Source organism: Nocardia sp. NPDC051990 (assembly GCF_040680755.1).
Classification (GTDB): Bacteria; Actinomycetota; Actinomycetes; order Mycobacteriales; family Mycobacteriaceae; genus Nocardia.
Map to the genome: position 1 here is coordinate 50,277 of NZ_JBFAXH010000027.1, position 22,899 is coordinate 73,175.

Genomic DNA, 22,899 nt, shown 5'->3' on the forward strand with positions numbered 1-22,899 from the left:
ATCAGGTACTCGACGGGTGCAGCGGTGCAGCGCTCGCCCATCTGTCGCCCCCGATCACCACGTGGTCCAGAAAGCGCAGGCCGACGGTGCGGGCGGATTCGAGGAGCAGAGTGGTCGCACGCCGGTCGTCGAAGCTGGGAACCGGATCGCCGGAAGGGTGATTGTGCACGACCGCGAAGGCCCGACCGTCGTGGCGCAGCACGGTATTCAGGATTTCGCGGACCGGGACGGCGACCTGATCGATCGCCCCTTCGGCGACGAATACCTTGTGCCGCAAGCGATTCTGCGCATCGCACACCAGCACCAGCAACCGTTCGACGCGAGCACCTGCGAACGGCGGCAGCGCCACCCGGACGACATCGGCGGCGCCGTCCAGACGCGGGGCGGTTTCCGGACTGTTGCGGGCCCTGGTGCCGAGGTGGAAGGCGGCGATGATGGCCGCCGCCTTGGCCGCCCCCACGCCCGAGCGCCGCGATAGCTCCTCCGGCCGCGCGGCCGCCAAACCGGCGATGCCACCGTGCTCGGCGATCAATTCGGCGGCCATTTCCAGCGCGCTTTCACCCCGACGCCCTTGACGCAGTAGAAGGGCGAGCAATTCGCTGTCGCTGAGCGCGTGCGGGCCGAGCGTGAGCAGCCGTTCCCGTGGTCGTTGACCGGACGGCAGTTTGGCGATGGGTACCGACATCAATCCCCCTCGAATGCGGTGCGATCTCCGCATCATGCCAGCCCCCACCGACATTGCTGATGGAGAAGGTTCCTGAGCGTCGTGTCTGTCCCACCGACTGTCGCTCTGCTGGGTTGACCCCAACTTGGTGAGAGAGCGCTCGAGCTGGACCGGCGGGTCCGCGCCGGCGCCGCGGCCTTCGACAGCGGCGGTGCGGCCATATCGGCCGTTCGAAGCCTGCGCCTTTGGGCCGGTCCCACCGACCAGCCGCCCGCATATCCCGACGGTGACCGGCTTACCGAAGTTGGTTGTCGTCTCCTCCACCGGCGATCCGGTCGCGCCTTACCAGAGCGCGACGAATCTCGCCCGTGCGCCGGGCGCCACGTTGGTCACTTATGAAGGCATCCAACATGGTTCGTTCTTGGACGGCGTCACATGTGTTGACGAACCGGTCCTGAATTACCTGCTCGAGCTGACCCCGCCGCAGGAAGGTCTGCGCTGTCCGACCAGGTGAGCGACGGTCCGATCAGTTGTCGGCAACCGCGACACCGGGTCCGGGCACGGTACACAGCACTCCGGCGGCCAACCGTTCCAGATGGTGAAGTTGCCGCTCGTGCACAACGATTCGGCGCAGCGCCTCGTTGATAGTGGCGCTGCTCGTCGATGTGCCCATGATGGCGGCCGCGGCAACGAGCAGTTTCTGGTCGAGATCGATCCGCACGGATTTCATGCGCCCTCCTTCGTACATTCGCCATATTGCTTTATCCGGCCCGCTGATGTCTGGCAAATCGGGCACAACGCCGGAATCCACAGTTGCCTAATTACCTACATGGGTATAGTTCCCCGGCATAGCGCACGAGCACAGAACGCCCGTCGATCACCACGAACATGCCTAGCACGCAGCACATTCCGCGGATACGGCGGCCGTCGAGCACACTCAGCACGCAAACACCGAGCATCGCAGGTGGTTTTAAATATGAGACAGGTTGCACGGCAACGTGTGTCGGCGTGTCGCCCCGATTCTGGGCAGCCACCGCGCGACCATGTCCGGTTTGTGCGGGATCAGCAAGTTGCCGGGCGGCCGCGACGGACAGCGTAGATGTCGGGTTGTGGGAACGGGAATTCGAGGCGATGACCGCGCGGATGGCGGGGTGTTTCGGGCGGCGGCGACCCGAAACTACGCGGGGACTCATGAACCGCAACGAGATACACCAACATACACATCGAATACACCGCCGGCAGCTCCGACGCCGACTTTGCCGATGCCCTCGAGATCAGCGAAAACCAAACGCAGCATGCGATGGATCAGCTCCGGAAGCACTAAAGATTGCCGGCAGCGTGATGTCATGGCATCCCCCTGTGCCATACCGAGTTACCGATCGGACACCGATGCGCCACGTAGCGCGATGGACCATTCTGAAGCGTGATCCCCCCAACCAACCGGTTTGCTATGCGGAACCCTCTTGCGTTGCCACAGCGTTCCGGCACCACCAGCTGTGGGTGCGGATGCTGTCGGCGGCGGCGATCGTCGCGGGAAGCGGCCTTACCACGGCGGGGATCAATGCAGGCTTCATGTCCCGAGCTACTTCAGCGACACTCGTACTCGGCGTACAACGCTAGGGAGATCTGATGACGTGGCGTCGCTCCGACCGGGCCGCGGCAGACCCCGCACGACGAGACGAGGACCGACCATGAGCGGCGACGGCGCGCGAACGATCAGCGCAGAGCAATTTCTGGCCGATTATCCGGAGTACATCACTACGACAGTGCTGGATGACCTGCGCGCCACCGAGTACGCCTATCTCGACCGCAACCAGGACGTCTATCTCGACTACACCGGCGCAGGGCTGGCCGCGACCGCCCAACACCAGGCACACAACGAGTGGATCTCTGCGGGCTGCTACGGCAATCCGCATTCGGACAATCCCACCTCACGTGCGGCGACGGCCGGGGTCGAGACTGCCAGGGCTGCTGTGCTCGCCCATTTCAATGCGCCACCGCAGGACTACACCGTGATCTTCACGGCGAATGCCACGACGGCATGCCGATTGGTCGGCGAGGCCTACCCCTTCGGCCGGTCGACACGTTTCGTCCTGACGGCCGACAACCATAATTCGGTCAACGGCATTCGAGAATTCGCCCGCTCCAGGCGGGCTCGAACCGAGTACATCCCGATCACCGGTACCGAACTTCGAGTGACCGAGGCCGCCGTCCGCGCCGCACTGGGCGACCGCACGGTGCGGGAATCACTCTCGCCGGCCGCGGCGAACGGACGCGACAGTCGCCGTGGGTTGTTCGCCTATCCGGCGCAGAGCAATTTCACCGGTGTTCAGCATCCACTCGAATGGGTCGATATCGCACACGAGCACGGCTTCGATGTCTTACTGGATGCCGCCGCATACCTGCCGACACACGAGCTCGATCTCGCCACCGTTCGAGCCGATTTCGTACCCGTGAGCTGGTACAAGGTCTTCGGTTATCCGACCGGAGTCGGCTGTCTGGTCGCCCGCCGCGACGCGTTGGCCAGACTACGGCGGCCGTGGTTTTCCGGCGGCACCATTCAGGTCGCCAGCGCGCAGGGAGAGTGGCACACACCAGCCGCAGGATGTGCTGAATTCGAGGACGGCACCGTGAATTTCCTTGCCATACCGGATATCGAGCATGGTCTCAACTGGCTGCACGGGGTCGGCATCGATGTGATCAATCGGCGTACCCGCTGCCTGACCGGGTGGCTTCTGGATCAGCTGCTGTCGCTCGTGCACGACAACGGCGCCCCAGTGGTCCGCATCTATGGCCCGCGCAATATTGTCAACCGCGGTGCGACGGTCGCGTTGAACATCCTCGACCCCTCCGGGGCCATCGTCGACGAGCGTCTGGTAGCACGCGAATCCTCGGCAGCAGGGCTATCCTTACGCACCGGCTGCTTCTGCAATCCTGGCGCTGGCGAGGCCGCCTTCGACATCGGCCGCTCGTCGTTGCTTCGCCTGTTCGAAAAGCCTCCTCTCACGATCGATTCGTATATCACCGAACTCGGCTTGCCCACCGGCGGTGCTCTCCGTGTCTCTTTCGGAATCGCCTCCAATTTCCAGGATGCCCAGCGATTCGTCGAATTCGTCGACACCACCTACCGTAACCGTCCGTGTGAGGCGCAGGATCTTCCACCGCGAGGGCATTGCTGAACGAACCCCCTGCACCTGCGCCCGGTGTTCGGAACCGCCACTGACGGCTCCGATCACCGGCACCGGATACCGGACGAGCACTCCTGCGGTGTTACACAACGTGCAACGTTGGGGACTCGGCCGCGGCGTGGGCGACGCGATGGTGCACGAATTGCAGGGCCACCACTGATCAGCTCGCCGCCGCCGGAATCGGTCTGGTGCCGGTAATAGCCCGAAAAAGCCCTCCCAACTAGGCAGTTTGACCATCTGGGCGGGCTTTTGTTGTCGCAACGGCCCAGCGGTGCTTGCATCGACGTATGTTCACCGAAGCTCAGCTGTACTCGCCGGTGACTCGATCCGGCGATGGCGATGTCATGGTGCACCTGAGCGACGAGCACCCCGGCGTGCACGATCCGGAGTACCGCGCCCGCCGCAATGCGATCGCCGCGATGGCGCTGGATTACGCACCGGGTAAACCACTGCCGCACATCGACTACACCGATGCCGAACAACAGGTGTGGCGCATCGTGTCGGCGGAGCTCGCCCGCAAACACCGGAAGTACGCCGCCACCGAGGTGCTCGCGGCCGCGGCCCAGCTCGATCTGCCAACCGATCACATTCCACAGCTCGACGAGGTCTCCGCGGCATTGACCCCGCTGACCGGATTCCGCTACGTGCCCGCCGCGGGCCTGGTGCCGCTGCGCGAGTTCTTCGGCTCCTTCGCCGACCGAACCTTCCACTCCACCCAGTACATCCGGCATCACTCGGCCCCGCTGTACACCCCGGAACCCGATGCCATCCACGAGATCATCGGGCATGCCAATCAGATCGCCAGCCCGCGCTTCGCCGCCATCTACGAGGCGGTCGGCGCGGCCGTCGTCCGGCTGACCACCGAGACCGCCCTGAAGTTCCTCGCCGACGTCTTCTGGTTCTCCATGGAGTTCGGCGTGGTTCGCGAGAAGGACGAAATCCGTTGCTACGGAGCCGGATTACTGTCCTCTTACGGCGAGATCGAGGAGTTCCAGCACGCCGAGCTGCGACCGTTGGACGTGGCGGCGATGGGTACCGCCAGCTACGACATCACGCACTATCAACCGATTCTCTATTGCGCACAGTCGGTTTCGGAGATCGAGGATGTGATCGGCGGCTTCTTCGCCACCATGGACGACGATTCGCCGCAGCGCGCACTGCACGACAAGAGCAATGTGACACAGCGTTGAACTCGAAGTCCGCCTAGGGTTTTCGGCCGCTCGGCGACACTACTGCTTGCCGAGCGGTAACCCTGCCTCCAGGAAATCCATTGCGCGATTGAGGTTCTCGGCATTCATCGGCGTGATCGGCGCGATGCCAAGTGCGATTCCCGCGATGGCGCCGGCGGTTATGCGTATCTCGAAGTCGTCCGCATCCCGACCCATATGCTCGGCGAGCAGACCCGCCATCAGATCGATGCCACGTTGCAATTCCAATCCGATGGCCGCACGCAGCTCGGGCACGTGATACACCAGTGCCTGACGCTCCTGTTCGAATGCCAGCTCGGCGGCGGGCAGATTCGCAAACACCGCCGCTATCGCGTTGCGGAATGCGGTCAACGGCGGGATGTCGTGTGGCTGGGCGCGTATCGCATCGATCATCAGCGGATCGAGATCGTCGGCGAGCACCAGCTGTTCCTTGGTCGGAAAGTAGCGGAAGAAGGTGCTGGGCGATACCTCGGCCGCCGCGGCGATCTGCTCGATGGTGGTCTCGACGTAGCCCTGCTCACGGAACAGCCGAAACGCTTCCTCGCGAATCGTCCGGCGGGTGCGTTCCTTCTTCCGCTCGCGCAGGCTCTGCGCGGCCGGCCCGTCCGCGGGCAGTTCAACCGACATGTGTCGATTCTGGCCCATCGGCCGCCGCCAGTGCATCCGGCATCGTCTCCCGGCTTTGCGCTGCGGCGGCGGACCGCCGCGGCAGCACCCGCAGTGCGAGCGGCACCGCCACCGCGCAGATGGCCGCGCACACCCACAGCATCGCACTCATACCCCCGACGAATGCCGACTGTACCTGTTCCAGCATGCTCGCATTGCCGGTCGACTTCGCGACTGCCACACCGGCATTCACGCTGTCGCGAATCGGATCGACATTCAGCGCCCCGAGTTCGTCGCGGTACACGGTAGCCAGGACGGTGCCGAGCAGTGCCACCGCGATGGTCCCCGCCGCCTGACGCATGGCCTGCACCAATGCCGAGCCAACGCCCGCGCGGGCCACCTCGAGATCGTCCAGCGCGACCGCCATGGCAACCGGCAGCCCGAGACCCATGCCCGCGCCCGTCAACCCGACCCACACGGCCACGAACCAGTACGAGGTCTCCAGTTCGGTCAGCCCGCCCAAGCCCATGCCGACCGCCAGCACGGTCAGCGCGAGCGCCACCATCACGGCCGATCCCAGTTTCGGCTGCAACCGATCGCCCAGCCGCGATCCGATCACCAGTCCGGCGATCATCGGCAGCAGCCGCACCCCACTGCCGAGCGCGTCGACCCCGAGCACCGCCTGGTAGTACTGCGGCACGGTGAAGAACAGACCGAACAAGCCGAAGGTGATGATCACGGTGAACGCCGCGCCCCAGCGGAAACCGGGGCTGCGGAACAGGCCGAGATCGATCAGCGGGAAGCTCGCACGCCGCTGCCACACGACGAACACCGCGACGATCGCGACGCCGCCGAGCAGCGCACCCCAGCCGAGTCCGTCGCCCCAGCCCTTATCGCCGAGGCGGATGAATCCGTAGGTGACGCCGAGCATGCCGAGGATCGACAGCGCGATGCCCGGCAGATCCATCGGCCGCTGGTCCGGGTTCCGCGATTCCGGCACCAGGGCCGCGACGGCCGCCGCACCGAGCACCACCATCGGAACATTGATCAGGAATACCGAACCCCACCAGAAGTTGTCGATCAGCCAACCGCCGAGGATCGGACCGAGCGGCAGTCCGAGTGCGGTCGAGGTGATCCAGATGTTCATAGCCCTGGCCCGCTCTGTCGAATCCGGGAACAACACCGGCAGCACCGCCATCGACAGCGGCATCATGACCGCGGCCGCGACGCCGAGGACCACGCGGGCGGCGATGAGTTGACCGGCGGTGGTGGCGAACGCGCAGGCCAGCGAGGCCGCTCCGAACAGCACCAGCGCGCCGAGCAGCAGCTTTTTGCGACCGTAACGGTCGCCGAGCGCGCCCGCGGGCAGCATGACGGCCGCGAGCGCCAGGGTGTACGAGGTGCTGAACCACTGCAGCGCGCCGGTATTCGCGTTCAGGTCGACGGCGAGAGTGGGCAGCGCGACGGTCAGCACGGTCATATCCAGGCCGACGGTCAGCATTGCCAAAGCCAGCGCCCCCAGCGCCAACCAGCGGCGAGTCGGGTCTGTGTTCATAAGCCCTCCAAAAATGACAGCTACAACTTTTTGATAGTAACTCTCATTTAGTAGCTTCTGTCAATATTCGCCCACTGGCGTCTCTGGACGCCCCCCGCGCGCCCGATCAGTAGGCTCGCAGCCGATGAGCATCCGGGACCTTCGCCTCCTTGTCGCCCTCTGCCTCGGTTCTGCACTGGCCATTACCGCCGTGACCTGGGGCCCTGCCGCGACCATTTCGCAGGCGACGCCGTCGACAACGACCACGCCGTTCAGCACCCCGAATACCGACAGCTGCCCACAGAAAACGAAGCCGCCCAATCCGATCGACCTATCCGAGGTCCCCGAACCCGGACAGCCGACGCCGACCCCACTTGCCGTGCCGATTCCGCCGGTCGGCGGCGCACGTCTGGGTGAATGCGGTGTCGTCATCCCGCGCGGCGCACCGCCGGTGCCGCAGGACATTTCCGCGACGGCCTGGCAGGTAACGGATCTCGATACCGGCGAGGTGCTCGCCGCCAAGGACCCGCATGGGCGCTACCGGCCCGCCAGCACCATCAAGGTGCTGCTCGCGACCGTCGCGCTGCGCAACCTCGACCTGAACAAGACCGTCACCGGAACACAGGAGGACGCGAATGCCGATGGCACCCGCGTCGGCATCGGCCCGGGCGGCCGCTACACCAACCGACAGCTCATGCAGGCGCTGATCATGGCATCGGGTAACGATGCCGCGCACGCCATCGCCGCCCAACTCGGCGGGGACGCCGGTGCCGTACAGAAGATGAACGAACTGGCGAAGTCGTTGTACGCCTTGGATACTCGGACCGCCAGCCCGTCCGGCCTGGACGGGCCCGGCATGAGCACCTCGGCCTACGACCTGACCGTATTGTTCCGCGAGGCGATGACCATCCCATTGTTCGCCGAACTCATCCAGACCGAAGAGGTCGACTTTCCCGGCTTCCCCAAGGATCCGAAAGACCCTGACGACAAAGACCATCCGGGCTTCCTCATCGCCAACGACAACCACCTGCTCTACAACTACGAGGGCGCGCTCGGCGGTAAGACCGGCTTCACCGACGACGCCAGGCAGACATTCGTCGCCGCCGCCCAACGCGATGGCCGCCGACTCGTCGTGACGCTGCTGAAAGCCGATGTACGGCCGCTGCGGCCGTGGGAACAGGCCGCACGTTTGCTCGACTACGGTTTCGCGCTGCCGACGGACTCCACCGTCGGCAAGCTCCCCGAAATCAAGTCCGGATCCACGAAAGCCACTGCGGGACTTGCCTCCCCACCACCGAAAGACACCGACCACGAAGCCCAGCCCGCCGCTGAGCCCGGCAACCACGCGGACACCCGCACGCTACTGCTGATAGGCGGCCTCATCCTGGCCCTGGCACTCCTGTTCGGCGCCCGCCGCATGAGCCGCCGCCGATAGCACCTCGTCCGAAAGTTCGGTGCGGGCAGGCGCCGCGGCGCGGAGTGACATCGAGGCGCAGGTAGCCGCCGCAGCCCTCTCACCCGTCATCGCCATGTGTGGCGTCCGGCTGGGCACGCAGAGGGTCGCTCATGCTCAGCCGCGCTCTCCTTCCTCGATCTTGAAGGTGCGCAAGCCTCGTAGGAAAGTACGCCTGCCGGTTCACCTTGGAAGGTCAGCAGCCAAAACGTCCGGCCCGGACAGCTCGCGAACCAACTGATCCATTCCTCCTCGGTTCGACTGGCACTCGTCCAGCCATAGGCGGCACCGATCCTGGCCTGGAGGTCGACAACCAGTGGTGAATCTCGATTCAAGGGCTGCAGGTCCAGGCCGGGAACCGGAGCAGCCGGCTCGAGCTGACCATGAGCTGTCATTTCCACGTACGCCACCTTCTCTTTCACGCGCGAAAGGTTACGTCGATGCGGCCCGGTGACGCCCGCGAAAATAGAGCAGAAAATATGACACAAGATGTCAGGTTTTGAGACGAGGATGGTTTCGCCGGTCAACGATGGGTGGGCATGGACCGGCCACCACGGCTGGATACGAATAGACAAGGGACCTCCATGCATGAAACTCCAGAAGATCTCAAAGAGCTTCAGGCCCTCCTCGACGCCTCCCTCTCCCGCTCCACCTCGCACCTCCGCTCGATCATCAACGCTGAGAGCACACTGACCGCGGAGCAGCTCAGCCAGGTCCTCACCGGCATGTGCACCCTCGCGCTGTCCACCGTGACGGCGAAGGGCGAACCGCGGATCAGCGGCGTAGACGGGCACTTCCTGCGCGGAAAGTGGCACTTCGGCACGGCGCGCGGCGCCGCCAAGGCGCGCCACCTCGCGGCGCGGCCCGCCGTCAGCGCCGCGCACATGCGCGGTGAGGACCTGGGCGTGTTCACGCACGGCACGGTGGAGATCCTCAACCCCGAGGACGGCGAGCCAGCCGCGGACTGGCCGGACCTGCTCGCGCACTTCAAGGACTTCTACGGCGACGACTTCTTCGACTGGGACAACGACGTGGTCTACTACCGGCTGCATCCGCACTGGATGACCGTCTACGCCTCCGACATCGCAAAGCTCACCGCGGCGTCCCAGTCCTGATCCGCAGGACCGGCGGCATCGGGACCGGCCATGCAAGCCAGCACCCGGACAATGCTCGATGCGGCCGCTGATCCGTTCGATGCCATGGTCGAAGTATCCAAATCGCGCGAAATACACGCGTTCGGAGCCGGTTTCGGCTTCGAACGCCCGGCCGACGACGATCACCATTACCACTTGGAGGTCGTGCGCTGCTTCTATCACGATGTACTAGCCGCCCATTCGGCCGCCGAACTGACCCCGGCGATGTGCGCCTTCGACAGCAATTGGATAGCGGCCATCGATCCGGGCAAGCACGGCTTCCGGTTCGACCGCACCACCACGATTGGACTCGGGGGCAGCCGCTGCCCGTTCCATTTCGACCGAATCCCCCGGTAAGGCTGCCTTCCGGCCGCCCACCCAGCGGCCGCGCGACGACACTCAGATGGGTGGGTGGCCGCGGCGGCGACAATGCGATAACCGGGCTTGGTGGTGACGGTGTCGCCGCCAGCGTGACCAGCCACTGGGTTCAGGTCAAGGGTGTGCTGGTAGTAACGAGATCGGTCACCGGCGGGAGCGGCGAGCTTGGAATTCAGTGGGCCAAGAACAACGCACGCTGAATTCTTGGATGGCCCAGGCAATTTCAGAGGTTCGGTGCGGTCGGCGGTGGTGTGTGAAGGTCCGCCGATGGTTCGCCACAGCGCCCGTGCTCACCCCGCCGCCGGTCTGGCCGAGCCTTCCGGTGGAGAGATGCACGAACGGCTGATACCAACTAGAGTCCATGTGTCCGCAGTGACGCGGCCAGACCGAGCGGGGGTTCGATGCAAATTTTCAAGTACACAAAGACGTCCAGTCGGGCTGTCGCCGCCTTGCGGTGGCTGTGATAATGACAATTGGGGGTTTTCACAATCACTACGACGATCCGGATGAGTTCTGGGACGACGATCCTCTTGAAATAAAGCAGCCAGCTGCACCCGAGCCCGCACCTGCCCAGGTTACGTCGAGCCCACCGGTTCCGGGAAGCGCAATGTCCGACGCGACTGCGAGTCCGTTAGACACCTCACCGGATCCAGAGCGAAAATCATCGAATAGCAGACCGACGACCGGTCTGATCGGCGCCGGAATGGTTTCGATGAAGCTCGACAATGACCGCCTTCCGATAGCGATCGACATCGATAGGAATCTCCATAACCGGTTGGATCCGCACGATTTCTCTGCAGCAGCAATGACAGGATACTATCTTGCGCTGTGGGCGCGTGACGCGCCGATCATCGCGCGCGGAAAATTTTCGGACCTGAGCGCACACCCGCCCGCGCCGCTCCCAAATGATTGCGCTACTTCAATCGCGTTCACGCGCAAAATTCGAGGCAATCGAACGAGCGCTCCGCGGACGTGATGCGTTCAAGGCCGACGGACCGGACACCCAGTTCGGAGCGCCGTCGGTATCTGTCATGGCAAACCTGTCTCGAATCAGCCGGATTGACATCAACCCGGAATGGGCGACAACTGTCCCGCTCTGGAACATTGCTCGCGACATTATCGACTGTTCGAATAGCATTCGTCAGCAGCGCCCGATCTTCCAGGAGAGCGGAACATGGGCGACACGTTCCGATGAAGAGCTCGAGCACGAGCTTCGCCGGTATAGGGACTATTTGATGAGGACCCAGTAATGCCCGATTTTTCCGCCGACCTGAACAAGTTGGTCTCGTCTGCGAAAGCCTGGGAAAATGCCTCCACCGACCTGAAGCAAGGCACGGAAAAAGCCCAGGGCATCCAGTACAGCAACAAAGAAGTGGCGTGGGCGCTTTTTCAGGAGATTTGGGATGCACAGGTGGCAGCGGCCCAATACATGAGCGACAGAGTGTCCGAAGGAAGTAAGCAGACCGAAGCGATGGGCAACACCCTCGAGCACGTTGCCAAGGTGCTGATGGAGCAGGACCAGAACTTTGCCAGCGTGTTGCTCAGACTTGATGAGGAGTGACCTGTGGGCGCAACCAAGACCCTTGATGATCTGAATACCGTACTGGCCGACTTCTCGAAGCAGATCGAGCGCATCAGGAATTCTCCCGAAGATGTCGAGGAGGCTTTCCGGAAGGGTGCGATAGCGCTCGCAGCGGCTGAGGGCGGAACTTTCGGCGGTGGGCCGATTGGTGCCGCCATCGGTGCGACCTACGGCGCAATCACCCAAGATGACTTCACCGGGACTATGCAAGACAACAAGGAGGAGATCAAAGATAAGATCGTTGAACTCCTGAGCAAACTGCAAGATGCCATTGATGGACTCAAAGCGCCGATCGCCTTGCTTCAGGTCAGCGGAGACTGGCTTAATGTTCAAACCGAAATCAACAAGGCGCGAAATTGGGTCCTAGTCAAGACTGATCTTCGCGGTAAATGGAGCGGCGCCGCGGCTGATGAATACTTCGCAGCACAGCAACTGCAGGTAACTGCGACCGATACCGCCAGCTCGAACTGCGATGTCATGAGCGACTGCCTCGCTGCAGCATCGGACGCTGCTTGGGACTTCTATTCCAAGATCGTCAAGGACTTGATCGATTTCTTTGTCGATCTAGGTGCGGCACTGGCCAAGATAGCCACTGGTGTGGGGGCACCCTTTGGCGCCTCGGATGCGATAGATGCCCTCGGTTCAATGATCAAAATTGCCGGCGAATATGCAAAGACACTTGGCGACACACTCCTAGCCCAGAAGAAGATCATAAACAAAATCAACAGCTCCACCGATAACCCCAGATCGTTTCATAACAACAAGTGGCCGGAAATCGGGACAGGATCACTGTCGATAGATTCGCCCAATTCGGAAAAATGGGCGGCAAGGTGAATCTTGCAAGGCTCGCACTATTGGCGGGTGTGCTGACAATTTCCGGATGCGGTTTTATTCGGCCTGTGGACCTCGGTGAAAGCACGCACACTATGCAGGAACTGTGCGATTTTCCGAAGCCGTTCTTCGCCAAGCAATTCAATGCCACGAACCTGAAAACGAGCTCAGTCACCTCGACGCCGATGAGCAAGAAGATCGGCCTTGGGGAAAGCTGCTTTTACGAGACCCCAACGGAGTACCTCGGATACGTCGCATTGCGGCAAGAACCGAAACAGTCCGCTGTTGAGGGCCGATTGGCGCGTCATATCAGTGTTGACGGCGCGTCCGTCGACCAATATGTCGACCCGATACCGACGAACAGGAATCACCGGACTACTCAGCCCTCGTACACGTTGACTGCGACCATCGATGGATGGTATGGCGAGTTACATTATAATCTGGGCAATGACGCGGGCACGCAGGCCGGCGCGGAAACACTTCAGGCCGGGGCGGAAACACTTGTGGGTATGGTTCGCGCATTGAAAGGCCAACCCTTGCCTTCCAAAGCGCGCAGGATTTTTGGATGGCCCTGGTGATTTCACAGATTAGGTAAGATTGACGGCGGTGCGGGTGTCGTGGCGTTAGCAGGTACAGCCCTCTGTACTGAAGCGGCGGATCAGGGAACGATTTGTGCCTTTCAGATGAGGGCGAGCCTCGGTGTAGCTGTCGTAGTGAACCGCAGACATCGGTTTACCTCCACGCTCTTGCCATCACTATGTTCACGCAACATGGTATCGGCGACGAGTACGTAGCGGACTGGCCGCTCGGGGGCGTTATAGGCATCATGTTGGAGCCGCCCCTGTGGGTGCTGACGGATCCGAAACTCGATGAATGCGAGACCCTTTCGGGCCATGCGCGGTGTCACCGCCGCGCATGGAGACTTCACAGCACGAGGTATGCCAAGATCGTCGATATGGGGATCGTGAGTCGAGGTTTGCGGCGAGTCAACGACTATCTGGAGTCAGCACCGCGCGAACCCCGGTACCACGGCGACAAGAACGATCCCCGCTACCCTTCGCCGCGGGAATGGCGCGTCTTCTTCGCGCCGATCATCGACATTGCATCTCATGCTGGGTTGGCTGCCACAGTCCTGGTCAAGGTTTCAGGGCTGGCCGGGATCGCGCTCGCGATCGTCGCCTACGTGGTGCTGTCCTTTATCCATACTGTCGCGGTCCAGCGCATCACCCACACCACCCTCGGCAAGGCAATCTTCGGACTCGTGGTGATCCGCGGCGACGACGGCAATTGGCCAACCACCGGCCGCCTCATCTTCTGGTATTTCGCCCGGGTCCTCATCACCGCGCTCACACTGGCCGACGGTTTCGGCGGTAGCGGGGACCCCGATCCACACCTGGTTACTGTCCGCCGACGTGATGTGAACGCACTGAGGTCCGGACACGGTCTAGCTCCCGCATAGCAGAACCCGCCCAGCGGTCAATTCTGACTACAGCCACCACCCGTATCCCGCTGGCACCCAACAGGCCCCATATCCCAATCCGCCAAACCCGTACCCGCCCAGCGACTTTCCGCCGCCTGCGGCCTCAGGCTGCGGGAGGTTCCACCTGTCCACCCCTCGCGCCGCAGGTGATGTGCCTCGTGCATGGCAGCGCTCCGGTCGACAACGTCAACCGATCAGGGAGGTGGCAAGTCAAGGCTGCTCTGTGGCTGGCTAGTGGTCTGAGTGTCCGGCTTTTCCGACAGTTCTTCGACGATTTCCTTGCGGACGTAGTCGCCCGCATCCTTTTTCACCCGATCGGTGATGCCATCCTGCTCACCCCACGTAAGTTCCGAGACGGTGGTGCCGACCTTCTTGCCGATCAGATAGTTGGAAACCGTCTTACCCAGTGAGCTGTTCGTGAGGTTGACCCCATTGTCGTTCAGCAGTTTGGTCACTGGGGCGGCGACCGCACCCGAGATCGCACCGGAGATTCCCTGTGAGGCGATACTCAATCCGTCGTAGCCATCCCGGATGCCGAGTTTGATTTCGAGCGACTCGAACCCGACCTCAGTCCCGGCTTTGATGCCCGCCCCGAGGACTGCGCCCTGGACTATCGTGCGAACGCCGATCTCCTGGATCAACTCCCGCAAGGCAGTCATGATCATCGTCCGGACCGCCACTTGGACCGCGGCTCCCTCTGCCACGCTCGCGCCGAGTGTCTCGACCGCCAATGCGGCGGCAATCGCCAACTGGACCGCCAAATAGACGAGCATGGAGATGATGTAGAGCTTTACCCCGAGCACAAGGAACGCCATCACTCGCAGCACGAAGGCCAATTCCCTGCAGAACTCGGCAAGTTGCGGTAACGCTCCGTCACTACCGCCAGCCTTCTTCCAGAAGGCATCGATCGCGTCGTGGGTTTTCCCTGCGGTGTGCGCCAGCACGACCTTGACCACATCGTCGCCGAGCTCGCTGAGTTGCTCCAGCAATTCAGCCATTTCGTCCCAGCGGTCGGCTTGGGCACGCAGGCCGGTTTCATCGGTCTCGGGCCATTTCGCTACGACCAGCGCGGCCACCGGCTTCAGCTCGTCGGGTATCTCGAGTCCCACTGCCGGTCAGCCCTTTCCATCGAGATTGCGCGTGACCTTGGTCAAGGCATCCTTGAATTCCTGATCGAACCCTTCGAATGTGTCGGCGGTGAGCCCGACTCCCTTCTCCAGGAACTGGAACAGGAGTACGGCGCCTTCGATTCCCTCCAACGCCTCGTCGGCCTTGTGCACGTAGTTCTGCGCGAACCGGTCCCCAAATTCGTCGTTGCCCCAGCTTTCCCCATGCTCGGCAAGCCCATTGCGCAGCGCGGCCAGACCTGTCGTCAATTGGCTCGCAAGCTCAGCGAACTTCGGCGCTTGCGCCTTGACCTGTTCCGGATCGATTCCGAAGTCATCGTTACCAGCCATTCTTGCTCTGCCCCCAGCCCTTCCAGTGCGGTCCTTCGTCTTCGTCCGCATCCGGCTCGGGCCCCGTCGGCACCTGCTCAGGCCCGGGAGGTGGCGGCAAGATATCCCCGATCGGGCGGCCGACGAACGGGATACTGGTGAAAATGTCCTCCGGGGGCACGAATTCGGCGGCGGCCGCGGTAACCGGTGCGAGCACAGCATCGATCTCCGCCTTCGCCGCTCGCGCCGCGGCCTGCGCGGCCTCAGTGATGGATGCGCCGAGCTTGTCCGGAGTGATCCGCTTGTAGGTAGCGGGGTCGACCCACACATCAACCGGCACCCCAGCCGAGTTCGCCGTCACCCGAATAAGGTTGTCCGATGACCAACCCTCGGCGGTTGCCGTAGCCAGGACGTCTCGGGCGTTCGCGATGTCACGCAACTGCTGCTCGTAAGTGGCAAGCATGGTGTCGACCTCGCCTTGGAGCACATTGGTGCGTGCACTCAGTTGGGCCTGCTCGTATGAATCCACACTGAAGTCCTCAGATCGGAAGTGTCGTCTCAAAGTTGTAGACGCGCCGAATGCTGGTGTGGTTCCATCAATTTTCGCCCGCACCGACAGTCCGAGGTGTATCGATTTCTCGAGCATCCGACTATCTGGCAGTCAAAACGCGGGGAGCGACCATCGGTGCTCGAGCGGCAGTCAGGGAATCTGTGCCATACGGGTGAGTTCGCGGCGGATCGTGGACTGGTCGCAGGGGGCGATGTGGAATTCGTTGTACTGGTGGCGGTAGTGGTAGCGACCGTCGCCATCGATGTCGAACCAGTTCAGATATTCGGGTGCGACGGGATGTGAATCGCGTAGGCCGCGAAGGATTTCCACCGTTCCGGAACCGGCGCGCGGGGCGCGCAGCAGGCGGTAGATCCGGTCCGATGCCGTCTCTTCGATGCCTGTCCAAGATTCGAGATCGTCGACCAGGCGTTGGACATCCTCGGCCACGGCCGGATGCCGTCCGGGCGGCACGTCGCCTAGCACCGCCGTGAACACGGCAGGCACGATCGCGGCGGAGCCGACCTCGAGCACGACATTGCCGCCGAATTCGGGGGTGGGGCCCGGCCGTTGCACCCCGCCGATGTCGGCGTCGATCGCGCCGAACGCGCGGAGCGGACGTCGCCGAGTTCCGTTGAGCGTCAAGGCGATTTGCGGATCGGCTGCCACCCGCATGGCGGCCGAGAGGTCCGGGTTGGCGTGCAGCGGCATGCGACGGTCCAATTCGCGGGTGAGCTGGTCGAATTCGTCCTCCCAGCGCACCGAGGCGATCAGGCGCAACGGAAAGGGGTAGCGATCCGACCGCGTCTCGCGCCAGATGTGCATGAACTCATCCGGCGTAAACTCGAACTTCACCGGCGCTCACCGGTCGGGTAGGACGGTTGCGCCGAGGGCGCGTCGGCCCCGATCGACGGGGGAACCGCCGGATCGTCCGGGCCGACCAGTTCTTCGTACTGGCCGATCAGGTAATCGGGAACCTTGCGGCTCGACTCGTCCTCCCCTGATTTGCGTCCCGCACCGGGCGACGACATGCCCGGCATACCGTTGCGGCCAGTGCTGGCCGCACTTCTCGTCGCACTGGAAACCGTTGCCGCGCTGGAGTTTCCGGCCATCGGAACGCCGGTGACGCTGTGTCCCGGGCTCGGTGTGGTGCTGCTGCCGGGCCCGGACGCGCCGCCCGGTCCAGAAGTGCCGAGGTGGCCGGTCTGTCCCGGTGTCATCGCTTGGGTGCCAGGAGTGCTGGTAGTCGCGGCGGGCGAGGTGGCGGCGGTGCTGGCGGCCTCCCTCGCCATCCGTGCGCTTACTGTACTGGACGCGTGAAACGGTCAATCGGTTCCATTGGGACGCAAAGTGCGTCTCGATCGGTTTCGATCCTGCGGTTTCGGATCACATATGCCGCGCTCAGCGCGAACGCCCACACGAAGGTGTGTGCCTGTACCGGGCTCGGGCGGGTCGAGTGGACCGCTGAACAGGTATGCGCCAACGCTGATCTGGATCGCGAATCCGCCGCTGGATGCAATTCTTCCTGAGGTTATGCACTGATTGCATGATGATTCTCGATGCGGCCTCCACATGGGATGGCGGTGTGATCTGCTGACGCGAACAGTCAAACCTGAAGGGAGGCGGGCAATGTCAGAGGACGGATCGACGCTGGCACGGCGGCAGCTGGGGAAGTATCTGCGAGATGGACGAGAGGGGTGCGACCTCACATTGGCACAGGCGGCGATGTTGATCGAGCGCAGTGGCAGCACGTTGCAGCGGATCGAGAAGAGCACGGTAGCGCATCTGCGCGATGTGGACCTCGACGCACTGTGCAAGATCTACAGTTTCGATGCGGACCACACAGCCGCGATGAAAGGGCTTGCCGTACAGGGCAATGAGCTGAGTTGGTGGTACGAGTTCGGCGACGTCATGCCGACAAACTTCGACTTCTTCGTCGGCCTGGAGGCTTCGGCGCAGCGGCTTACGACCTATGAGCCCGAACTCGTGCCTGGGTTGTTGCAGACACCTGCATACGCGAGTGTGCTCATCCGATCCGTCTATCCGGACGATGGCCCCGAGGAGCACGCACGCCGAGTGCAGTTGCGCATACGTCGGCAAACGAGAATCACCCGAAAGCACCAACCGGCGACACTCAACGTCATCCTGCGAGAGTCGGTGCTCCGGGGGATGATCGGCGGGTCGAAGGTGATGGCGACCCAGATGAGGCATCTTGCCGACATGAGCACACGCTCCAATGTCAGGCTGCAAATCCTCCCGTTCGGCGCGGGGTTTCCCCTGGGGGTCGCGGTTGGTCCATTCGTCATCCTGGAGTTCGGCGCGGATAGGCAGGGGCAGGCAATCGAGCCGCCAGTGGTCTACACGGAGACTTTCACGGGGAACTTGTATCTTGCGAAACCAACCACTATTCAGCGATACCATGACGCGTACGAGAGCCTCCGGCAAAACGCGATGGATCCCGCCGACAACCGTGCTCTGCTCAGGCGAATGGCAAAGGAGTACGCGTGAACATTGATCTGACAGGTGCCGACTGGTTCAAGAGCAGTCGCAGCGGGGGCAACGCGAACTGCGTCGAAGTCGCCTTCCTTCCGAACAACCATGTCGGCGTTCGTGATTCGAAGAACCCATCCGGCCCCGCACTGGTCTTCACCCCAGCCGAATGGTCAGCCTTCACCGCTGCGACGACTCGCGGAGAGTTCGACCACTGATCTCTGGACGGGCACCCTACGGCGAACCTCTCGAACCGACGTGGTTCAAGAGCAGCCGCAGCGGTGCCCACTCGAACCGCGTCGAAGTCGCCTTCCTCCCGAACAACCATGTCGGCGTTCGCGATTCGAAGAACCCATCAGCCCCCGCACTCATGTTCACCCCAGCGGAGTGGTCGGCCACCACCGCAGCGACGACTCGCGGAGAGTTCGATTACTGATGGTCTGCCTGTCTGGTCGCGAGCAGGTCGTCTGAGCTGAGGCGTTGTCCGACTTACTGTTCGACGGACATGGCACTTCGCTACGCGTTGAAACGGAATCCGTCCACGTGGCGCGGCCGAATAACGTCACCACCACAGACTCCTATGGTGCCGGCTCCAGTCTGTCGTGCCTTGGCCGAGGCACCAGCACCGATTCGACGGTCAGTGCCCCGCGGTCGCGTACTTCGAGGGGCTTGCGATCGCCGCTCCAAGAGACGATCTGAACCGGCTTGCCTTTGTCGACGAACAGGTAGTAGCCCTGCTCCGGCCCTTCCCGGTAACCCATTGTGGGGAGATGCTTCCAACACTGACCTGGCGTGTTCGCATTCTTGTTGAGGTCGGCCACTTTGGTGAACACACGCACCTCCACCAACCGCTCCCAGCCATCAGTCCAACCGGCCGCACGGGTTATCTCGATCAGCGTGGCTCCGTCCGCACCCTTCGCCACCTCACGCAGCGCGGCATCGAAACGTTTGCTCGAACCAAGCGGCTCAGCGTAGGGAGAGCTGAAATCGAATGTGCCAGTGCAGGTTTGATCGTCGGCTCGATCGGTGGAGGAGGTGCAGGCGCTCAGCGCCGACACGACAATAGAAACCAACAGTGCAACCGCTGGCAGATCAGAGTCGCTGCTCACCGAGCACGTCGGAGATCCAGGCGTCGATGCGGGCGCGCACCGCAGGCCAGGACGGGTCGAAGGTTACTCCGTGGTCGACACTAGGCAATGTGATGAGATCTGCGCCGATGCCGCGCGCCAGGTCGGATACGAGGTCGGCGGGGGTCAGTTGATCGGTTTCGCCGGCTATCACGAGTACCGGCACCGTGACGCGCTCAACGTCCACGTCGACCATCCACCGCGTGGCCTCCCAGACGGCGCGGGGCGATTCCGCCTGCAATTTGGCGTAGATTGCGTCCCCGTCAGCTTCCGATGCGCCCCCGTAGAACAGCTTTCGTGCGATGTCTGGTGGAGGAGCCTGCCAGGGTACGGTGAGGTCGACTGGTAGATCGACGACGGCACCTGCGAACTGTACTGGCACAACGGGGGTGAGCAGGACGAGCGCCGCGATCTCCTCCGTATGGGTTGCTGCGTACGACAGGGCAGCCAGGCCGCCCATGCTGTGTCCGACAAGCACTGGCCGTGTCCCGACTTCTCGAACAGCAATTCCGATCTCGTGTTGGACGTCTTGGATGCCGCGGGCGATCCACTCGTCGACGCTCAGCCGACGCGAAGCGCCATGGGAGTACCAATCCAAGGCAGTCGAGGAACGTCCGACGGTCGCGAGCCATCGCTGAGTCGCCTCCCATTGCCAAGCTCCGTGGCAGCCGCCGTGCACGAGGACCACCGGTGCACGACTTGTGGACGGGTCGCAGATGCATTCAGTCAATGCGACACCATCGAGTATGTGGGTTTCGAGCACCTCCGGGGATGTTTCCATACGCCAAGGCTAGCCTGCGCCATTCACGGTCATTGAGTGCACGCTGGTCCCGGAACGGCGAAAGGCGCTCCGACCTACGATAATTCGGCTTGCTGAGGGCCGTTTATCGTTGGGTGAGGAGCACCTTTCTGGTGAAGGATTCTACGTGGTATCCGCGGTTGGTCGCCGACGGGGACGGGTCGGGGTTGGTGGCGCAGGCCGGTTCGCTGTTGCTGGTGCGCACCGCGGAAAGGATCGGCCTGGTCACAGGCTTGTCCGAAGCGTTGGCGCCGTGGTGTAAACCTCTCGCCACCCACAATCCGGGCAAGATCGTGCTGGATCTGGCGATCGCGGTCGCGGTCGCGGCCGGGGCCAGGGCCGACTGCGCCGCGGATGTGTCGGTTTTGCGCACCCAGCCGAGGATTTTCGGTCCGGTCGCCTCTGATCCGACGGTGTCACGGCTGGTCGCCGCCCTGGCCTCGAATACGCCGAAAGCGTTGTCCGCCAGCACCAAAGCCCGCACCGCCGCGCGGGCCGCGGTCTGGAAACGCGCCGGGATCCACGCCCCCGATCACGAGATCGACGCCGAACATCCGTTGATCATCGACCTGGACGCCACCCTGCTCGACGCGCACTCCGAGAAGGAAAACGCCACCCCGACCTGGAAAAGGATTCGGGTTCCATCCACTGTGCGCGTTTCATCGACCACGGCCCCAACGGAACCGGCGAACCCGCAGCGCTGTTGCTGCGGCCCGGAAACTCCGGCGCCAACACCGCCACCGACCACAAAACCGTTCTCGCCCAAGCATTGGGTCAGCTGCCATGGCAGCCGTCGTGGCAGGCCGGACGGAAAGTGTTGGTACGCACCGACGCCGGCGGCGGAACACACGAGTTCGTGAAGTACTGCCACAAACGGCGGGTGCAGTACTCCCTCGGTTCACCCTCACCGACGCCCTCGTCAAAGCAGTCGACAAGGTCCCCAAGAAAGTATGGACCCCCGCCTACGACGCCGACGGACAGGTCCGCAAAGGCGCGTGGGTCGCTGAAATCACCGACCTGGTCGACCTTTCCGGGTGGCCGACCGGGATAGACACCGGGATGCGTAACCTGCCCTTCAAATCCTTTGCAGCGAACCAGATTTGGCTCGCGCTGGTCGCGCTCGCGCTCGACCTTACCGCATGGATGCAGATGCTGGCACTGACAAACCACCCAGCCCTCGGCAGGAAATCGGCCTCGAAGATCGGCTCGAGCACGATCTTGCACGCCGCCTGCACGATCCGGTCCCGAACAGCGGGAATCGACAACGGACGCTGCTCACTGCTGCCGGGCTTGGGAATCCACACCCGACGCGACGGCAGCGACCGACATGTTCCGGCCCGCAGCTCGGCCGCCAACTCATCGAGCAGCCGGTCGACCCGTACTGCTCGACCTCAGCCAGAGTGGTCTTGTCGATACCCGGTGCACCATTGTTCACGCGCACCGCGACCCATGCACGCCACAGGACGTCTCTGCGGAAGACCTTGTCCCGCAACGCATGAAACCGTCGCCCGGGATCTGCCTTGGCCGCCCGATAAAGCGCATGCTGCAAAACCCGAACCGGGTCCGGACCGGACCCCGACGTGGCGGAACTAGCCATCAACGGCACTCACCAGGCCCCTCTCCACAGTCATGACGCATCGACGAAGCAGCGGTCCTTCCCTCACCGGCGGTTGTGTTGTCCGCCCGGCTCAACCAGCAATACGACCGCCTCCGACGCCCTTCCAGCCAGCCACTCACCTCCCGAGGTCATCGGTTATAGAGCGCCACGCTTCCGGCAACACCTACTCCGCAGGTCACCGGGCCGGGGAGGGCCTCACCAGTTCCCGCCGCCACTGTCGATACGTTCCACGCCCCTTACGCTGGAGAGTTCTTCGGCACCTGCATCTTCAGGTCTTCGGTGCCTTCCATGGCCTTCACCGTGATTTCGGCGGCTCGGCACTCTCCTCACCCGCCCCTCACGAGACGGACCTCTAACGACGCCGCAGGCTTCGCTTCATGCTGCGGACCGCATCTTCGCTCCCCCAGAAGGGCTTTCGACACTGGGCTTCGACCGGACCCGTTTCCAGACCCAGCCGCCAGTCTGCTACCGGGCCTCCTGACAGCTACCCGGACCGGACTCCCACCGGCAAGCGACGACGAGCTTACGACCAGAAACGACCTATACGGTCACCTCCAATCTGCTGGTCGCTCGAAAGATCGAGGCTAGGTGCGGCTACGTGGTCTATCGCTTGGCCCGCGAGTCTTAAAGTCGACGGATCTCGGCAATTCGACGACTTTGCCGCTTCCATCGATGTACCGTGTCGGCTTTCGCCCCATGCCGTCGACGGAACGGTAGATGACTCTTGGTCAGGCGACTGTGCAGGTGATAGCGGTGAGTGCGGTGGAAAACTGATCGTTGGTCTGTTCGGTGTTGACGCTGATGGTTGCCGCGGTTCCCTTGGAT

Annotated in this window: 27 protein-coding genes and 1 pseudogene; 17 read left to right on the forward strand and 11 right to left on the reverse strand. The window is 63.0% G+C overall.

Annotation, left to right across the window (positions count from 1 at the left end; genetic code table 11):
* Position 1 precedes the first annotated feature (1 nt).
* Complete coding sequence (gene radC, locus AB0L63_RS30795; protein WP_364508039.1) at positions 2-685, reverse strand: DNA repair protein RadC; 684 nt, start codon at positions 683-685, stop codon at positions 2-4.
* Positions 686-875: 190 nt separating this feature from the next.
* On the opposite strand from radC, the gene AB0L63_RS30800 reads away from it, so the two are divergent.
* Complete coding sequence (locus AB0L63_RS30800) at positions 876-1,178, forward strand: alpha/beta hydrolase (protein WP_364508042.1); 303 nt, start codon at positions 876-878, stop codon at positions 1,176-1,178.
* Positions 1,179-1,190: 12 nt separating this feature from the next.
* On the opposite strand, the gene AB0L63_RS30805 is transcribed toward AB0L63_RS30800, so the two are convergent.
* A complete protein-coding gene (locus tag AB0L63_RS30805; protein WP_364508045.1) occupies positions 1,191-1,394 on the reverse strand; it encodes a type II toxin-antitoxin system VapB family antitoxin in 204 nt (67 codons plus the stop codon).
* Between the two features lie 961 nt (positions 1,395-2,355).
* Here AB0L63_RS30805 and AB0L63_RS30810 point away from each other — a divergent pair.
* Positions 2,356-3,843 carry an aminotransferase class V-fold PLP-dependent enzyme gene (locus AB0L63_RS30810; protein ID WP_364508048.1) on the forward strand — a complete coding sequence of 496 codons (1,488 nt, stop codon included), beginning with the start codon at positions 2,356-2,358 and terminating at the stop codon, positions 3,841-3,843.
* Positions 3,844-4,139: 296 nt separating this feature from the next.
* On the forward strand, positions 4,140-5,042 hold the full coding sequence (locus tag AB0L63_RS30815) for a phenylalanine 4-monooxygenase (protein WP_364508050.1): 903 nt from the start codon (positions 4,140-4,142) through the stop codon (positions 5,040-5,042).
* A gap of 39 nt (positions 5,043-5,081) precedes the next feature.
* Here AB0L63_RS30815 and AB0L63_RS30820 read toward each other — a convergent pair whose 3' ends face one another.
* Together AB0L63_RS30820 and AB0L63_RS30825 are read right to left on the reverse strand one after the other, a co-directional pair.
* Positions 5,082-5,687 (reverse strand): TetR family transcriptional regulator, encoded by a 606-nt coding sequence (locus tag AB0L63_RS30820; RefSeq protein ID WP_364508053.1) that lies wholly within the window; start codon positions 5,685-5,687, stop codon positions 5,082-5,084.
* Complete coding sequence (locus AB0L63_RS30825; RefSeq protein WP_364508056.1) at positions 5,677-7,221, reverse strand: MFS transporter; 1,545 nt, start codon at positions 7,219-7,221, stop codon at positions 5,677-5,679. Before AB0L63_RS30825 ends, AB0L63_RS30820 begins: the two co-directional genes overlap by 11 nt.
* A gap of 124 nt (positions 7,222-7,345) precedes the next feature.
* Here AB0L63_RS30825 and AB0L63_RS30830 point away from each other — a divergent pair, with 124 nt between their 5' ends.
* The 8 genes from AB0L63_RS30830 to AB0L63_RS30865 all read left to right on the forward strand — a co-directional run bounded on the left by AB0L63_RS30830 (position 7,346) and on the right by AB0L63_RS30865 (position 14,036).
* Positions 7,346-8,635 (forward strand): D-alanyl-D-alanine carboxypeptidase family protein, encoded by a 1,290-nt coding sequence (locus AB0L63_RS30830; protein ID WP_364508060.1) that lies wholly within the window; start codon positions 7,346-7,348, stop codon positions 8,633-8,635.
* A gap of 602 nt (positions 8,636-9,237) precedes the next feature.
* A complete protein-coding gene (locus tag AB0L63_RS30835; RefSeq protein WP_364508063.1) occupies positions 9,238-9,768 on the forward strand; it encodes a pyridoxamine 5'-phosphate oxidase family protein in 531 nt (176 codons plus the stop codon).
* 30 nt (positions 9,769-9,798) lie between these two features.
* Entirely contained in the window at positions 9,799-10,143 is a 345-nt protein-coding gene (locus AB0L63_RS30840; protein WP_364508066.1) for an L-2-amino-thiazoline-4-carboxylic acid hydrolase, read from the forward strand.
* A 487-nt stretch (positions 10,144-10,630) separates the two neighbouring features.
* Positions 10,631-11,140, forward strand: a complete 510-nt coding sequence (locus AB0L63_RS30845; protein WP_364508069.1) for a hypothetical protein — start codon at positions 10,631-10,633, stop codon at positions 11,138-11,140.
* 273 nt (positions 11,141-11,413) lie between these two features.
* Positions 11,414-11,725: a hypothetical protein gene (locus tag AB0L63_RS30850; RefSeq protein ID WP_364508072.1), complete on the forward strand. Its 312-nt coding sequence runs from the start codon at positions 11,414-11,416 to the stop codon at positions 11,723-11,725.
* Between the two features lie 3 nt (positions 11,726-11,728).
* Positions 11,729-12,580, forward strand: coding sequence for a hypothetical protein (locus AB0L63_RS30855; protein ID WP_364508075.1), 852 nt, complete (start codon positions 11,729-11,731; stop codon positions 12,578-12,580).
* On the forward strand, positions 12,565-13,155 hold the full coding sequence (locus AB0L63_RS30860; RefSeq protein ID WP_364508077.1) for a hypothetical protein: 591 nt from the start codon (positions 12,565-12,567) through the stop codon (positions 13,153-13,155). The genes AB0L63_RS30855 and AB0L63_RS30860 overlap by 16 nt, the downstream gene beginning before the upstream one ends.
* A gap of 377 nt (positions 13,156-13,532) precedes the next feature.
* Positions 13,533-14,036, forward strand: coding sequence for a hypothetical protein (locus AB0L63_RS30865; protein WP_364508080.1), 504 nt, complete (start codon positions 13,533-13,535; stop codon positions 14,034-14,036).
* A 215-nt stretch (positions 14,037-14,251) separates the two neighbouring features.
* On the opposite strand, the gene AB0L63_RS30870 is transcribed toward AB0L63_RS30865, so the two are convergent.
* From AB0L63_RS30870 to AB0L63_RS30890, 5 genes are all read right to left on the reverse strand, one after another.
* Positions 14,252-15,133, reverse strand: coding sequence for a hypothetical protein (locus tag AB0L63_RS30870; protein ID WP_364508083.1), 882 nt, complete (start codon positions 15,131-15,133; stop codon positions 14,252-14,254).
* A 39-nt stretch (positions 15,134-15,172) separates the two neighbouring features.
* Entirely contained in the window at positions 15,173-15,514 is a 342-nt protein-coding gene (locus AB0L63_RS30875; protein WP_364508086.1) for a hypothetical protein, read from the reverse strand.
* Entirely contained in the window at positions 15,504-16,022 is a 519-nt protein-coding gene (locus tag AB0L63_RS30880) for a YbaB/EbfC family nucleoid-associated protein (protein ID WP_364508088.1), read from the reverse strand. Before AB0L63_RS30880 ends, AB0L63_RS30875 begins: the two co-directional genes overlap by 11 nt.
* A gap of 171 nt (positions 16,023-16,193) precedes the next feature.
* Positions 16,194-16,895 (reverse strand): ESX secretion-associated protein EspG, encoded by a 702-nt coding sequence (locus AB0L63_RS30885; protein WP_364508091.1) that lies wholly within the window; start codon positions 16,893-16,895, stop codon positions 16,194-16,196.
* Positions 16,892-17,071: a hypothetical protein gene (locus AB0L63_RS30890; protein ID WP_364508093.1), complete on the reverse strand. Its 180-nt coding sequence runs from the start codon at positions 17,069-17,071 to the stop codon at positions 16,892-16,894. The genes AB0L63_RS30885 and AB0L63_RS30890 overlap by 4 nt, the downstream gene beginning before the upstream one ends.
* Here AB0L63_RS30890 and AB0L63_RS30895 point away from each other — a divergent pair.
* The 4 genes from AB0L63_RS30895 to AB0L63_RS30910 all read left to right on the forward strand — a co-directional run bounded on the left by AB0L63_RS30895 (position 17,070) and on the right by AB0L63_RS30910 (position 18,966).
* Positions 17,070-17,360: a hypothetical protein gene (locus AB0L63_RS30895; protein ID WP_364508096.1), complete on the forward strand. Its 291-nt coding sequence runs from the start codon at positions 17,070-17,072 to the stop codon at positions 17,358-17,360. The two genes, AB0L63_RS30890 and AB0L63_RS30895, sit on opposite strands and share 2 nt — an antisense overlap.
* 309 nt (positions 17,361-17,669) lie before the next feature.
* On the forward strand, positions 17,670-18,548 hold the full coding sequence (locus tag AB0L63_RS30900) for a helix-turn-helix transcriptional regulator (protein WP_364508099.1): 879 nt from the start codon (positions 17,670-17,672) through the stop codon (positions 18,546-18,548).
* Complete coding sequence (locus AB0L63_RS30905) at positions 18,545-18,748, forward strand: DUF397 domain-containing protein (protein ID WP_364508103.1); 204 nt, start codon at positions 18,545-18,547, stop codon at positions 18,746-18,748. The genes AB0L63_RS30900 and AB0L63_RS30905 overlap by 4 nt, the downstream gene beginning before the upstream one ends.
* The gene (locus tag AB0L63_RS30910) at positions 18,700-18,966 is read left to right on the forward strand and encodes a DUF397 domain-containing protein (RefSeq protein ID WP_364508106.1); all 267 of its coding nucleotides are present in this window, start codon (positions 18,700-18,702) and stop codon (positions 18,964-18,966) included. Before AB0L63_RS30905 ends, AB0L63_RS30910 begins: the two co-directional genes overlap by 49 nt.
* A 142-nt stretch (positions 18,967-19,108) precedes the next feature.
* On the opposite strand, the gene AB0L63_RS30915 is transcribed toward AB0L63_RS30910, so the two are convergent.
* Positions 19,109-19,639, reverse strand: a complete 531-nt coding sequence (locus tag AB0L63_RS30915; protein WP_364508108.1) for a hypothetical protein — start codon at positions 19,637-19,639, stop codon at positions 19,109-19,111.
* Complete coding sequence (locus AB0L63_RS30920; protein ID WP_364508111.1) at positions 19,623-20,438, reverse strand: alpha/beta fold hydrolase; 816 nt, start codon at positions 20,436-20,438, stop codon at positions 19,623-19,625. Before AB0L63_RS30920 ends, AB0L63_RS30915 begins: the two co-directional genes overlap by 17 nt.
* A gap of 188 nt (positions 20,439-20,626) precedes the next feature.
* On the opposite strand from AB0L63_RS30920, the pseudogene AB0L63_RS30925 reads away from it, so the two are divergent.
* Positions 20,627-21,019 (forward strand): annotated as a pseudogene (locus AB0L63_RS30925) (transposase); the annotation flags it as partial.
* 140 nt (positions 21,020-21,159) lie between these two features.
* A complete protein-coding gene (locus tag AB0L63_RS30930) occupies positions 21,160-21,507 on the forward strand; it encodes a hypothetical protein (protein ID WP_364508113.1) in 348 nt (115 codons plus the stop codon).
* Positions 21,508-22,899 lie beyond the last annotated feature (1,392 nt).

What these genes read in the sequence shown, in the direction of transcription:
- radC (WP_364508039.1), bottom strand. Translation starts at nt 685, where the DNA reads ATGTCGGTACCCATCGCCAAACTGCCGTCCGGTCAACGACCACGGGAA.
- AB0L63_RS30805 (WP_364508045.1), bottom strand. Translation starts at nt 1,394, where the DNA reads ATGAAATCCGTGCGGATCGATCTCGACCAGAAACTGCTCGTTGCCGCG.
- AB0L63_RS30810 (WP_364508048.1), top strand. Translation starts at nt 2,356, where the DNA reads ATGAGCGGCGACGGCGCGCGAACGATCAGCGCAGAGCAATTTCTGGCC.
- AB0L63_RS30815 (WP_364508050.1), top strand. Translation starts at nt 4,140, where the DNA reads ATGTTCACCGAAGCTCAGCTGTACTCGCCGGTGACTCGATCCGGCGAT.
- AB0L63_RS30820 (WP_364508053.1), bottom strand. Translation starts at nt 5,687, where the DNA reads ATGTCGGTTGAACTGCCCGCGGACGGGCCGGCCGCGCAGAGCCTGCGC.
- AB0L63_RS30825 (WP_364508056.1), bottom strand. Translation starts at nt 7,221, where the DNA reads ATGAACACAGACCCGACTCGCCGCTGGTTGGCGCTGGGGGCGCTGGCT.
- AB0L63_RS30830 (WP_364508060.1), top strand. Translation starts at nt 7,346, where the DNA reads ATGAGCATCCGGGACCTTCGCCTCCTTGTCGCCCTCTGCCTCGGTTCT.
- AB0L63_RS30835 (WP_364508063.1), top strand. Translation starts at nt 9,238, where the DNA reads ATGCATGAAACTCCAGAAGATCTCAAAGAGCTTCAGGCCCTCCTCGAC.
- AB0L63_RS30840 (WP_364508066.1), top strand. Translation starts at nt 9,799, where the DNA reads ATGCAAGCCAGCACCCGGACAATGCTCGATGCGGCCGCTGATCCGTTC.
- AB0L63_RS30845 (WP_364508069.1), top strand. Translation starts at nt 10,631, where the DNA reads ATGACAATTGGGGGTTTTCACAATCACTACGACGATCCGGATGAGTTC.
- AB0L63_RS30850 (WP_364508072.1), top strand. Translation starts at nt 11,414, where the DNA reads ATGCCCGATTTTTCCGCCGACCTGAACAAGTTGGTCTCGTCTGCGAAA.
- AB0L63_RS30860 (WP_364508077.1), top strand. Translation starts at nt 12,565, where the DNA reads ATGGGCGGCAAGGTGAATCTTGCAAGGCTCGCACTATTGGCGGGTGTG.
- AB0L63_RS30865 (WP_364508080.1), top strand. Translation starts at nt 13,533, where the DNA reads ATGGGGATCGTGAGTCGAGGTTTGCGGCGAGTCAACGACTATCTGGAG.
- AB0L63_RS30875 (WP_364508086.1), bottom strand. Translation starts at nt 15,514, where the DNA reads ATGGCTGGTAACGATGACTTCGGAATCGATCCGGAACAGGTCAAGGCG.
- AB0L63_RS30895 (WP_364508096.1), top strand. Translation starts at nt 17,070, where the DNA reads ATGCCCGGCATACCGTTGCGGCCAGTGCTGGCCGCACTTCTCGTCGCA.
- AB0L63_RS30890 (WP_364508093.1), bottom strand. Translation starts at nt 17,071, where the DNA reads ATGTCGTCGCCCGGTGCGGGACGCAAATCAGGGGAGGACGAGTCGAGC.
- AB0L63_RS30900 (WP_364508099.1), top strand. Translation starts at nt 17,670, where the DNA reads ATGTCAGAGGACGGATCGACGCTGGCACGGCGGCAGCTGGGGAAGTAT.
- AB0L63_RS30910 (WP_364508106.1), top strand. Translation starts at nt 18,700, where the DNA reads ATGGTCAGCCTTCACCGCTGCGACGACTCGCGGAGAGTTCGACCACTG.
- AB0L63_RS30920 (WP_364508111.1), bottom strand. Translation starts at nt 20,438, where the DNA reads ATGGAAACATCCCCGGAGGTGCTCGAAACCCACATACTCGATGGTGTC.